Here is a 12,077-nt window from a genome sequence, read left to right as displayed (position 1 = left end):
TCCGCCGCTAACTTTTGGGAGCAAGCTCCCAAAAGTTCGCTCGACTTGCATGTATTAGGCACGCCGCCAGCGTTCATCCTGAGCCAGGATCAAACTCTCCAATAAGAGTATTGATTGCTCAATAATTGTTACCAAAATTAAAACGTTGACGCTTGTATTGTGTTCAGTTTTCAAAGAACTTTTTTAACTCGTCGCTCAGAAGCGACTTTATTAATATATCATGGTGATATATTAATGTCAATAATATTTTTTTAGAACTTTTTCGCTGCTCTGTGTTTCTTAAGCGGCGAAATCTAATATAACACGGCGGATTATTATCCGTCAACATAAAATCAAATATTTTATTAAAATAATAAAAACTCCTCAAAGTATATGGAGGAGTTCTGAGATTTACCCATTTACATGATATGTTCTATGGAAAATTCCTTTTCCTTTTGTTTCAAGCATTTCTACATTTATTAAATGTTTTTCTACAAGGAATTCTAAATATACCTCAAGATCCACTGAATATACATTAAGTTCAGGGAGTTCCATTATTTCGCCAAATGTCCAAGCTTCATCCCTTCTAGATAATACATTTAGAATATGACTAGCACCACGTTTAGCTCTTGAATGGATAAGAAATTCGCTTGCTAGGAACAGGAGTTCCAATCGTTTTTCCAATGATTCCTCACTCTCTAGAAGTTCGATATATAATTTATAAATTTGAGGATCGATTTGTTTTACTTGATTCCAAACTGTGACTTCCGGATGAAAGCCATTTTCTATGATAGCTAGTCTAGCTAAGTGATGTAGTGCATGAATGACATAGTTGTATGCGTCAAGGTGTTGCTTTGCATTAAAAAAGGCCTTCCCATCCTGGTAGCGCCGAATTAGTTTTGCAAATTCGATACCCATTTTGATTTGCCTTACCTCTGTAGGAAATTCATGTAGTTTATCTCGAAAATTAATTATGTATTCATTACGGTCATATAAGACTTTACCGTTCAGTATCCAATCCACTATTTTTCGGTTCGTTCCAAAAAATAACCAATCCTTTAGTTGACTTTCTTTCACAGTATATAAAGAAGCTTTTTTGTTGTCATAGTTATAATGCTTGATGAACACATTCCTATCAGCCTCTTTAACAATTACAAGTAAGGCGATATCAAAGTAATCAACATTTGAAAAAGTAGCCTTACCCTTTTCTACAAAAATGATCCCTAGAGTATTGGGCTGGCTGGCTCTCTCTTGGTAAAGGGGTCGAAGTAAATCTTCCATTTTGATTTCCTCCATTCAAATCCATTGGGTATATATTTCGACGCTTAAAAAATAAAACCCTGCTCTTTTTGGGCAGAATCTTTTTTTTATTTTTATCTTTCTTTTTTATATTGTATAGTATATGAAGGAGGTTGTATGAAAAATGGGTGTAAAATATTCAAGTAAAATTAATAAAATCCGTTCTTTTGCTCTTGGTTTAATTTTTGCTGGATTTATTGTTATGTACGGTGGCATCTTCTTTAGAGAGAATGTTATTGTAATGACTATTTTTATGATTCTCGGTTTGGTTTTTATTTTAGCAAGTACAGTTGTTTATTTCTGGATTGGTTTACTTTCTACTCGAACCATTCAAGTAACATGTCCTTCATGTGAAAAACAGACAAAGATGCTAGGACGTGTTGATGTTTGTATGTATTGTAAAGAACCATTAACACTCGATCCGGAACTTGACGGAAAAGAGTTCGATGAGAAATACAACAGTAAGAGATATAATAAGATAGAAAAAAGCTGACAAGTTTAACTTGTCAGCTTTTTTAATGTGCTGAATTCTTTTGACAATCTTGACATGAGCCGTAGATTTCCATTCTATGATGACTTACTTTAAAGCCCGTTACATGTGCTGCTAATGCTTCCACTTCATCTAGACCCGGGTAGTGGAAGTCCACAATTTTACCACATTCTTCACAAATGACATGATAATGCTGAGTTGTAATAAAATCAAAACGACTTGATGAATCACCATATGGTAATTCCTTTACCAAGCCAACTTCTCGAAATACACGGAGATTATTGTACACTGTTGCGACGCTCATGTTTGGAAACTTACCTTCAAGTGCTTTATAGATATCATCTGCAGTCGGGTGACTCATTGAATTAATTAGATACTCTAATATCGCATGACGTTGCGGAGTGATTCGTACCCCGGTTTCTTTCAACGTATCAAGCGCTTCTTTCAACTGATTTTCTGACACCGCCATGCACCTCTTTTCTAGTAAACATTATTACTTTATAATCCTTATAATTAGTGTATCTCGCTCCGACCGTTTTTGTCAACATATCTACCATTACTATATGACTTATTCCATCGAAATACGCTTATTTCTTCTACTATTCACTGATGAAGTGTAGGTTCACCTTGCCCAAGCCTATGATTTACAAACCGAGCCGCGACAAAAAGAAAATCTGATAGTCGGTTTAAGTACGAGTTAACAAGTGGGTTTACTTGTTCACCGATTGAAACAGCTTTTCTTTCAGCTCGTCTCACAATTGTTCGTGCAACATGGAATGAAGCACCCGCTTGACTTCCACCTGGTAAAACAAAGTTTGTAAGAGGGGGAATTCCTGCATCCCATTTATCAATAGTGGCCTCTAACAGTGAGATATCCTCTTCAGAAACTTTCCATTTTACCTCTTTTCCGGCAGGTGTTGCTAATTCTGCACCCACGTGGAATAGAGTTGTTTGAACTCTTTTGAAGACCTGCTCAACTTCATCCTTTCCTTCGAATACCGCCTCATGTAAGTGACTTAACCCTAATCCGATCATCGAATTGGCTTCATCGCATGTTCCGTACGCTTCTACACGTAAGTCATTTTTTGAAACCCTCTGACCATAAACTAATGAGGTTGTACCTTTATCCCCTGTTTTTGTATAGATTTTCATGTTAATACCCCCGGTCTACATCAATTTTATTTATAAAATGACTACCACCTTGTATAAATATATGAAGGTTTTTTTCAAAGATTTCAAATGATCGTGGTTGATAATAATTCGATTTACTTGAGATATGTGGAGTTACCGTCACATTTTCAAGTGCCCAAAATGGATGGTCACTTGGTAGGGGTTCTTGTTCAAATACATCTAAAACTGCATGTGAGATCTTATTATTTTGAACAGCCCTTAGTATGACCTCTTCTTTCACTAAGTCGCCTCGGCCAATATTAATAAAAATCGCTTCTTTTTTCATTAAGTTAAAATGAGAGTCGTTTAAAATATATTTAGTTTCATCTGTACTCGGAAGGACAGAAACAAGGTAATCCGCATTCTCACAAATGTAGTTAAGTCCATCGAACTGAACCATTTCATCTATAAATTCATGTTTTTGGCCACTACGGTTTAGGCCGATAACCTTCATGTTGAATGCTTTAGCAAGTCGGGCAATTTCTCCCCCGATTGCACCAACACCTAAGACTCCGATAGTTTTCGCATGTAACTCACTTACCGGAAAATGGGTTAGCCGGTCCCAACTTTTATTTTTTTGCTGCTCGACGATTTTTTCATTTTTCTTTGTAACATGCAACAACATCGAAAATGTGTATTCGGCCATCGGGATTTTGTGTATTCCCCTTACATTTGTTACAAGGATTCCTTTTTCTTTAATGGCTTTAAACGGCATAAGTTCTAGTCCCGCTGATATTACCATTATCCATTTAAGATTTTTTGCCATTTCAATATGTTCTGATGTTAAATCTTCCCCATATGTTAATAAAATATCTGTATTATGTAGTTCCGGCAGTGCCTCTTCAATGTCTTCGCAATAGATAAAGTCTTCATCCGGAAACGCCTTTTTCATCTTTTCTGTTACTTCTTCGATTGGTTTGAATGTAGATAAAATTCGCATTATTACGCCTCCTTATACCTATAGTAACAACTTTCATTAAAAGGTGGAAGTACAAAAAAAGGTGCGAGATTTCTCTCGCACAAAATACGCTAACATCTGAGGAGGTATGCCCTACACTAATAAGATACGTCCGTTATAACGATATTGTATAGACGTTTGACACTATCTTATAAAAATAGGCACCCTTTACTATTAGTCAGTCCATTTAAAATTTTTTAGACCAATGAAGGTTGCTACCATTAATATTCCTACTAGTATTCCGATATCAAGTAGCGCATCAGTTGTAAAGAGAGTTCCGTTCCAGCCATCCCTTAAGACATTTACAACATAGGTTAATGGCACGAAGGCAGCGATTTTTTGTAGAAATACAGGATACGTTTCTAAAGGAATTGTGGCTCCTGACAAAAACATCATTGGATACATTGAAATCATTGCGATTCCTAAAGCTGTTTGCATACGCTTTGTAACACTTGAAACAATAAAACCGATTGAGAAAAACGTGATTGCACATAATGTTAAAGCTACTAGAAATTCAATAGGGTGTGTCGTTAGTTGTGAGCCGAAACCAAACTTTGCAATCAATAGGATTTCAATGGCACCAACGTAAATGGCAATGAATCCTTTTATGATTGTTGCTATGAAAATGGCATTTTGATTAATTGGTGTACCTTTTAATCGTTTGTACACTCCCTTCTCTCGGTCAATAACGATTTGTAGGCCCATCGAGAAAAAAGCGGTAGTAAAAATGATAATGGCAATCATGCTAGGTATATATGCTTGAAAGTAATTTAGCCCATTGTATGTGTTTGAATCAAACATAAAACCGAAAACAATAAAACTGACAGCTGGGACAATAAAAGTAAACAATAAAGCTAATGTTTCTCGAAAAAATAGTTTTAACTCCATTTGTGTATGTGTAATAATTGTTTGCATTTAACTTTCCTCCTAATTATGAAACAGCGTATTTTAAGTACACATCTTCCATCGTTCCTGCTCCTTGCAAATAAGCATCGATTAAGTTCTGAGGTTGATCACACGCAACGAGTTTTCCCTTTTTGATAATAGCAATTCGGTCACAATTTCTTTGGGCTTCATCCATGTAATGTGTAGATAATATGATTGTTTTACCTTCTTCTCGATACCGATTAATGCAGGACCAGAGGTCGCGCCTTGCTTGTGGATCTAACCCAGTTGTAGGTTCATCAAGAAAAATGATTTCCGGGTCGTTTACTAGCGCTAAGGCTAATGATGTACGTTGTTGCCAGCCACCAGATAGATTTTTTACATATTTATTAAGGTAAGGTTGAAGTCCAAGAGTATCAATAATCTCCTGTAGATCTCTTTTACTTTCATAGTACGAGCTAAATAAACTCAAGGCCTCTTTAACTTTAATTCGGTCGTATAAGGCTGTTTGCTGAAGTTGGATTCCAATTTTTTGTTTAATTTGGTTTGATGCTTCATCAACATTCATTCCAAGTACATTGACAGTTCCCGCGTCTGCTTTGCGAATGCCCATCATGATTTCTAATGTTGTTGATTTCCCAGCACCGTTAGCCCCGATAATTCCGAGTACTTCACCTCTTTTAACCTCTAAACTAATCCCATCAACAGCCTTCACATCTCCATAGCTTTTTGTTATATTGTTAAGTTCAATAACCGTTTGTTTCAAGTTAAGGTCCTCCTTTTTACTTCCTTTTGTTTTGTTATCTTTATCTTAGTCAACGAACCTTAACTGAATCTTAAGTGAGTCTTATTTCTTACTTAACAATTCATTTTTTCTATAAAAAAGTAAAAGGCATAGCAGCTGCTATACCTTTTCAAATGGGAGCACGATTATAAAGTTCGTTTTTCCTCGTTTTGGTGACGTGTCGACTTTGATACACCCGTTATGGAGCTCAATGATTTTTTTAGTAATAGCGAGTCCAAGACCCGAACCACCGTCAGTCACTCTACTTTTATCCCCTCTTACAAAAGGTTCAAATAACGATTGCGCAAGTTCCTCATGGATACCCACACCATCATCACCTATTTCAACAATTAGATGGTCTTCCCTTTGATATAATTGAAGGTAAATCTCTGTGTTCACAGGGTTATATTTTATCGTGTTTTGCAATAGATTCGATATTGCTCTGTATAAAAGTTTTTGGTCAAAGGAGTACATCATTTTCTCATCTGGAATATCGATATCAAGCAACATCTCTTTTTCTTCGAATAAATCATAATGCTCCGCGATGATACCACGGTAAAATTCGCAAATATCAATATAAACTCTTTGAATAGGAACATTAGGACTGTCTAATTTTGAATACATAAAAAGTTCGTCAATTAATGATGTAACCCGGATGGATTTATCATAAATGTATTTTAAATACTTTTTCGTTTGTTCTTCATCTTTCACAACACCTTCATACAACGCCTTAGAATATCCTTGAATCGTAGTAATTGGCGTTTTTAAATCATGTGAAATATCAGCAAGCATTTGCTTTTTACTTTCTTCTAGTCGAGTTTTTTCACGATTTTTGTTCTCTAATTCTTCTGCGGTCCGCCTTAAATTTTCGCTCATTTCCTTATACTTAATAGATCCCTTCATGAAAAAGGGTAAGATTCCACCACCAAATAAGGGCGGTCCTAAATTGAGAAGGGTATAATATTCTTCGGTGAGGATGACCTGATAGCCGAGTACAAGTCCAAAAAAAGTGAATAGTCCACATACAACATAAAGCATCTGCATTGGCAGTCGAACCAACTGGTATACACTAATAAATATCATAAAAGTATACAACGGATCATACATGAAACCGAATAGTAGAATAATTGATATCTGAATAAGAATAAGCATTGGTATATGTTGCGGGCTCCAGTAAACTTGTCGATACGCGACAATAAAAATAGCCATTAAAAACAATCCTAATAGCAGTCTCCCCCCTGATTCCTGAAATAAAAAATAGAGTGGGAAACCTAGGTTCGCAATGTATACATACGGAATAACGCCTTCTTTTTCCGGGATAATCCGATAAAGCAGTTTCTTCATTAAATTGTCCTCGTAGATTCATAATTTAACTTTGTTTTACAAATTTATAGCCTAGGCCTCTGATCGTTTTTATGTAGATTGGCTTCTTCATGTTTTCTTCGAGCTTTTCCCTTAATTTTGATATATGGACATTAATTGTATTGTCCTCTTCACCGCCCATATAAAAATCATCCCAAGCTCTTTCGAAGATTTGTTGTTTTGTATAAACCCTTCCCGGCGAACCCATGAGGAGTTCAAGTATTCGATATTCGATTTTGGTTAGGGATATTACAACACTACCTTTTATCACCGAAAAGGAACTTTCGTCTAGAACGATTTCTCCTACCTTAATCTGTCCTTTTTCAGTCATTATCTCAGTAGTTTGAGTATAGTTATAACTTCTTCTAAGAAGTGCTTGCACCCTTGCTATGACTTCCAATGGATTGAATGGTTTTGGTATAAAATCATCCGCACCAAGGCCAAGACCTAATATCTTATCGTTATCATCATTTTTAGCAGATATGATAATAATAGGGATTTCCAATTCCTGTCTAACCCTTTTGATAAGCTGGTACCCATTGATGTTGGGCATCATTAAGTCAACCAGCATTAAATCCAGCTTTTCCTTATTAATAATTTCCAACGCCTCATGCCCATCAAAAGCTTCTAGAATTCTATAATTCTCTTTTTCTAGATATAGGCTTAATAACTCCACGATCTCTGGTTGATCGTCAACAATTAATATGGTTCGAGTCATCGGAATACCCCCTCCCACTAATTCCAGTTTCTTACCAGTAGTATAACAGATGGAGAAAGTTCTTTATAGAGGTTAGTTTTGCGTATAAAAAGGATTCATAATCCTAATTCTCAGCTATACTTTATCCTTTTTGTAGAACATGCTTTTCTTTTTATCCTTCATGCATGTACCTCTAGACTCTTCTTGCGGGACACGCTCTTCTCTTTTTCCGTCATGCATGTACCTCTAGACTCTTCTTGCGGGACACGCTCTTCTCTTTTTCCGTCATGAGTGTACCTCTAGAACTTTCTTGATGAACATAGTCCATATCACCTACCAGATTCAAGTCCAAAAAAAGCTGCCCAGATTATCAGGTTTCCCCTAACTATCTGAACAGCTTTCTAATTCATCTTTATTTTAACTCAGCTAAAATTTCATCGATTTTCGCTAACTCAGAGGTCAAGCCGCCTCCACTTATATACCACAATACACCGTCTAAATACACAATTCGTTTATTTTGATAAGCTTGCGTTTTCTCAATGATTTTATTTTCCATGTCCTTTGCAATATTAGATTGGTCACCTACCGCTGCTGTACGGTCGATTACAAACAATACTTCTGGATCCATATCCAAAATAGCTTCAAAACCAAAGTTAGATCCATGAGAAGAAGCAGCAATATCATCAATTACTGGTTTAAATCCATAAATATCATAGATATAAGCAAAGCGAGAGTTTCTTGCAAAACCAGATAATTTACCTTCATTGTACATAGTCACTAACGTTGTTTCATAGTTGCCCGCAAGAGTCTTAACTTCTTCGATAGAAGACTCAATTTTTGCAATATGCTCTTCTGCTTCAGCTTCTTTATCAAACATTTTAGCCGCAACATCTACAGATTTTAAGAATGTATTCCAGTAGTCATCCTGTGAAGTGCCAACGAAAACTACAGGAGCGATTTCACTCAATTCTTCGTAGAAAGGGGATTGACGACCAGAGATGAATATAGCATCTGGACCAATTTCAGCGATATCTTCTAGTAGCGGTTCTTTTAGAGTTCCAACATTCACATACTCATCGCCTGCATACTCTTCTAAGTTTGATGGTAAGTTGGAATCTTGCGGAACCCCAACAACTCCCTCAACACCTAGTGTATCCAATGTATCTAGGAAGCCGTAATCGAATACAACCATTTTTTCCGGCATCGATTCAAACGTTATATCTTCAAAATTTACTGTACCCGCTTCTTCTGTATCAGTAGAAGCAATTGTTGGAGAAATTGTCATAGGGTACTGACCAGTTACTTCATTAGTTCCTTGTTCCCCTGCTACATCCGTTTCGTTTGTCTTCTCTTTTGTAGCCTCATCATCATTACCACATGCTGTAAGAGCAAAGGTTAGTGCTAAAACTGCACCTGCTAATTTCCACTTTCTCATTTAACTTTCCTCTCCTTTTGGACATTATGTATTTTCACTAAAAATGAGAATCATTATCACTGATAACAATTCTCATTATAGAGCCATATAAATCTTACGTCAATATGAAATGAAGAAATATTTTTATATTTTCCCCGGTTTTTAAAAAATTATAAAAAAAGATCCAGAGACTTATTCTCTAGATCGTTATGCGTGTGAATTAAAATAAACACAAATACGACATCCATTTTGTTCCTGGATAGGAATGTCCATATCATAAATTTCCCGTAATGCATCTGAATTAATGATTTCATGTGTTGGTCCATTTTTAACAAGCTTGCCATCTTTCAGTGCTACGATTCGATCAGAATAGACGGAAGCAAAATTAATGTCGTGTAAGACGATGACAACAGTCTTGCCAAGCTCATCCACAAGTTTTCGAAGTATCTTCATAATTTGGACAGAGTGCTTCATGTCCAAGTTATTCAAAGGCTCATCAAGTAAAACATAATCTGTATCCTGTGCAATAACCATAGCGATAAAAGCACGTTGTCTTTGTCCACCTGATAATTCATCTAAAAACTTATCCTGTATGTCAACCAGGTTCATATACTCAAGAGCTTGATCGACGTATTTCTCATCTTCATCTGTAAGACGTCCTTTTGAATATGGATAGCGTCCAAATGAGACTAATTCACGGATCGATAAACGCACATTTAAGAAGTTTGATTGCTTAAGTATCGAAACACGTTTTGCAAACTCTGAGGACTTCCATTTTTGCACATCATTTTTATCTAGTAGAACTTCGCCAGTATCTGAATCTAATAAGCGACTTACCATCGAAAGAAGCGTGGACTTACCAGCACCGTTCGGCCCGATAAACGATGTAATTGTACCGGGTTCAATCGTTATTGAAACATCTTCAACAACTGGCTTTTTTCCAAAATACTTGGATAATCCTTTGATTTCAATCATGATGCAGACCTACTTTCTTTTAATAGTAAGAAGATAAAGTAAATACCACCAATAAAGTTAATAATGACACTTAATGTAGTACGAAGTTCAAAAATATGTTCAACTAGGAACTGTCCACCGACGAGTGCAATGACACTCATTAAGCTTGCACCTAGTATCAAAATTGAGTGTTTATATGTGACTAAAAACTGATACGCTAGATTTGCTACAATTAACCCAAAAAATGTAATCGGGCCAACTAATGCAGTGGCTGTAGCAATTAGCACAGAAGATAGAATTAATATATTCATGACCATCTTGTCATAATTGACACCTAAGTTCATTGCATTTTCACGACCAAGAGACATAACATCTAATTTACCCATGATTGTATAACCATAGATAAAGGCCATGAGTAAAATTCCAATCGCTATATATAACAACTCCGCTTTTACGTTTGAGAAAGTTGCAAATAAACGATTTTGTAAAGCAAGGTATTCAACTGGGTCTATCATAACCTGCAAGAATGTCACAAGACTTCCCAATAATGTTCCGATAATCATCCCTATTAATAGAAGCAAATAAATTGGATGTTTATCAGATTTAAAAAGAAACCGGTACAAAATAAGTGCAAATATGACCATTGCTGCAATTGCAGCACCAAAATTTAAATACTTATTTAACACCCAGATAGACATGGAGCCAGCAAAGAAATAAATCAGTGTTTGAACTACTTCGTACATGGAGTCAAGCCCCATAACGGAAGGTGTTAAAATTCGGTTTTGTGTAATTGTCTGGAATACGACAGTCGAATAGGCAATTGCAATACCTGTTACAACCATTGCTGAAACGCGGATCATTCGTTTAGGAAAGGCATAATCGAAACCGCCTTTTAAATCATAAAAGCCATACAATAAAATACAGACAATGGCAATAACTGCTAGGATGATTAACTTTGTACTATTTCGCATATGCTCTCCCCCTAAATAACATAATTAAGAAGATCGCACTGCCGATAACTGCAACAGTCACATTGACTGGAATCTCATAAGGATGAACTATAATTCTACCTAAAATATCGCAGATTAGTAGAAACACAACACCTAATGCTGCTGTATGTGGAATTGTTTTCCGTAAATTATCACCTAAATAAAGCGAAACGATATTCGGTACAATTAATCCTAAAAATGGAATGACTCCAACCGTTAGAACAACAGTAGTTGAAATAATAGCCACTAGAATGAGACCTATATTTAGAACAACCTTATAGCTTAACCCTAGGTTCTTTGCAAAATCCTCACCCATGCCAGCAACAGTAAATTTATTAGCGAAAAGATACGCTAGGATAATTGTAGGAACAGCTATATATAAAAGCTCGTATCTTCCTGCAATTATTAATGTGAAGCTCCCCATCAGCCATGATGAAATATTCTGAATAAGGTCAGCCTCATAGGCGAAAAACGTCGCAATAGAAGATAAAATATTTCCATACATAATACCAATTAAAGGAACGAAAATCACATCTTTAAACTTAATTTTGTCTAAAATTTGCATAAAAATTAGTGTACCCACTAAAGCAAATGCAAAACTAAAAATGATTTGCTGTGTATACGTTACGTTTGTAAAGAACAGCATTGAAATTAAAATCCCAAGTTTCGCAGCATCTAATGTACCTGCAGTTGTTGGGGATACAAATTTATTTCTACTTAAGCTTTGCATAATTAACCCTGCAATACTCATTCCTGCTCCCGCTAATATGATCGCCATTAAACGTGGCACCCTACTTATGAGAAAAATCTGAGTCTCGTCAGACTCCCAATCAAGTAGGTCCATTGGTGTAATATTAATAGCTCCTATAAATAGCGATATGAAGGATAGAACAATGGCAGCGATTATTAATATCCATAGTCTCATTTGCCAATCCTCATAACCTGTATATTCTTAGAACGATAGTTGAAAACGATTATCATTACTATTAACTTCATTATAAGTAAAGAAAAGTCTAAAATCAACCTACAAATAGGGAAAACGGGTGGTTCCATATTTACCACCCGTCAAATTTCTAAGCCATTGTCCCTACTAGGT

At 36.0% G+C, this 12,077-nt stretch carries 13 protein-coding genes and 1 rRNA gene; 1 reads left to right on the top strand and 13 read right to left on the bottom strand.

From position 1 onward, the window contains the following. Together CZ490_RS22110 and CZ490_RS22105 are read right to left on the bottom strand one after the other, a co-directional pair. Window positions 1-105: ribosomal RNA gene (locus CZ490_RS22110) — 16S ribosomal RNA — on the bottom strand; the annotation flags it as partial. 285 nt (window positions 106-390) lie between these two features. After that, window positions 391-1,260, bottom strand: coding sequence for a nucleotidyltransferase-like protein (locus CZ490_RS22105; protein WP_077620888.1), 870 nt, complete (start codon window positions 1,258-1,260; stop codon window positions 391-393). A gap of 142 nt (window positions 1,261-1,402) precedes the next feature. Here CZ490_RS22105 and CZ490_RS22100 point away from each other — a divergent pair, with 142 nt between their 5' ends. Next, window positions 1,403-1,771 (top strand): YgzB family protein, encoded by a 369-nt coding sequence (locus tag CZ490_RS22100; RefSeq protein ID WP_077620887.1) that lies wholly within the window; start codon window positions 1,403-1,405, stop codon window positions 1,769-1,771. 22 nt (window positions 1,772-1,793) lie between these two features. Here the strand turns inward: CZ490_RS22100 and perR are convergent, their stop codons facing one another. The 11 genes from perR to CZ490_RS22045 form a co-directional block, all read right to left on the bottom strand. Beyond that, a complete protein-coding gene (gene perR / locus CZ490_RS22095; RefSeq protein ID WP_077620886.1) occupies window positions 1,794-2,237 on the bottom strand; it encodes a peroxide-responsive transcriptional repressor PerR in 444 nt (147 codons plus the stop codon). 134 nt (window positions 2,238-2,371) lie between these two features. Further along, a complete protein-coding gene (locus tag CZ490_RS22090; protein ID WP_077620885.1) occupies window positions 2,372-2,920 on the bottom strand; it encodes a cob(I)yrinic acid a,c-diamide adenosyltransferase in 549 nt (182 codons plus the stop codon). Window position 2,921: 1 nt separating this feature from the next. After that, window positions 2,922-3,878, bottom strand: coding sequence for a D-2-hydroxyacid dehydrogenase (locus CZ490_RS22085; RefSeq protein WP_077620884.1), 957 nt, complete (start codon window positions 3,876-3,878; stop codon window positions 2,922-2,924). Window positions 3,879-4,070: 192 nt separating this feature from the next. Then, the gene (locus CZ490_RS22080; RefSeq protein WP_077620883.1) at window positions 4,071-4,811 is read right to left on the bottom strand and encodes an ABC transporter permease; all 741 of its coding nucleotides are present in this window, start codon (window positions 4,809-4,811) and stop codon (window positions 4,071-4,073) included. A 16-nt stretch (window positions 4,812-4,827) separates the two neighbouring features. Then, on the bottom strand, window positions 4,828-5,547 hold the full coding sequence (locus CZ490_RS22075) for an ABC transporter ATP-binding protein (protein ID WP_077620882.1): 720 nt from the start codon (window positions 5,545-5,547) through the stop codon (window positions 4,828-4,830). 138 nt (window positions 5,548-5,685) lie between these two features. Continuing rightward, a complete protein-coding gene (locus tag CZ490_RS22070; RefSeq protein WP_077620881.1) occupies window positions 5,686-6,909 on the bottom strand; it encodes a sensor histidine kinase in 1,224 nt (407 codons plus the stop codon). A gap of 25 nt (window positions 6,910-6,934) precedes the next feature. After that, the gene (locus tag CZ490_RS22065) at window positions 6,935-7,645 is read right to left on the bottom strand and encodes a response regulator transcription factor (protein ID WP_077620880.1); all 711 of its coding nucleotides are present in this window, start codon (window positions 7,643-7,645) and stop codon (window positions 6,935-6,937) included. A 391-nt stretch (window positions 7,646-8,036) separates the two neighbouring features. After that, a complete protein-coding gene (locus tag CZ490_RS22060; RefSeq protein WP_077620879.1) occupies window positions 8,037-9,059 on the bottom strand; it encodes a siderophore ABC transporter substrate-binding protein in 1,023 nt (340 codons plus the stop codon). Window positions 9,060-9,245: 186 nt separating this feature from the next. Beyond that, window positions 9,246-10,013, bottom strand: coding sequence for an iron ABC transporter ATP-binding protein (locus CZ490_RS22055; RefSeq protein WP_077620878.1), 768 nt, complete (start codon window positions 10,011-10,013; stop codon window positions 9,246-9,248). Next, entirely contained in the window at window positions 10,010-10,963 is a 954-nt protein-coding gene (locus CZ490_RS22050) for an iron chelate uptake ABC transporter family permease subunit (protein ID WP_077620877.1), read from the bottom strand. The genes CZ490_RS22055 and CZ490_RS22050 overlap by 4 nt, the downstream gene beginning before the upstream one ends. Next, window positions 10,953-11,906, bottom strand: a complete 954-nt coding sequence (locus tag CZ490_RS22045; protein ID WP_077620876.1) for an ABC transporter permease — start codon at window positions 11,904-11,906, stop codon at window positions 10,953-10,955. The genes CZ490_RS22050 and CZ490_RS22045 overlap by 11 nt, the downstream gene beginning before the upstream one ends. Window positions 11,907-12,077 lie beyond the last annotated feature (171 nt).

This window comes from Litchfieldia sinesaloumensis (genome assembly GCF_900156865.1).
Classification (GTDB): Bacteria; Bacillota; Bacilli; order Bacillales; family Bacillaceae_L; genus Ferdinandcohnia; species Ferdinandcohnia sinesaloumensis.
Note: the sequence above shows the minus strand (reverse complement) of the source record. Positions and strands in the feature narration are given on the sequence as shown.

Coding starts and splice junctions, on each gene's coding strand:
- CZ490_RS22065 (WP_077620880.1), bottom strand. CDS start 7,645: ATGACTCGAACCATATTAATTGTTGACGATCAACCAGAGATCGTGGAG.
- CZ490_RS22100 (WP_077620887.1), top strand. CDS start 1,403: ATGGGTGTAAAATATTCAAGTAAAATTAATAAAATCCGTTCTTTTGCT.
- CZ490_RS22045 (WP_077620876.1), bottom strand. CDS start 11,906: ATGAGACTATGGATATTAATAATCGCTGCCATTGTTCTATCCTTCATA.
- CZ490_RS22105 (WP_077620888.1), bottom strand. CDS start 1,260: ATGGAAGATTTACTTCGACCCCTTTACCAAGAGAGAGCCAGCCAGCCC.
- CZ490_RS22070 (WP_077620881.1), bottom strand. CDS start 6,909: ATGAAGAAACTGCTTTATCGGATTATCCCGGAAAAAGAAGGCGTTATT.
- CZ490_RS22055 (WP_077620878.1), bottom strand. CDS start 10,013: ATGATTGAAATCAAAGGATTATCCAAGTATTTTGGAAAAAAGCCAGTT.
- CZ490_RS22090 (WP_077620885.1), bottom strand. CDS start 2,920: ATGAAAATCTATACAAAAACAGGGGATAAAGGTACAACCTCATTAGTT.
- CZ490_RS22085 (WP_077620884.1), bottom strand. CDS start 3,878: ATGCGAATTTTATCTACATTCAAACCAATCGAAGAAGTAACAGAAAAG.
- perR (WP_077620886.1), bottom strand. CDS start 2,237: ATGGCGGTGTCAGAAAATCAGTTGAAAGAAGCGCTTGATACGTTGAAA.
- CZ490_RS22060 (WP_077620879.1), bottom strand. CDS start 9,059: ATGAGAAAGTGGAAATTAGCAGGTGCAGTTTTAGCACTAACCTTTGCT.
- CZ490_RS22050 (WP_077620877.1), bottom strand. CDS start 10,963: ATGCGAAATAGTACAAAGTTAATCATCCTAGCAGTTATTGCCATTGTC.
- CZ490_RS22080 (WP_077620883.1), bottom strand. CDS start 4,811: ATGCAAACAATTATTACACATACACAAATGGAGTTAAAACTATTTTTT.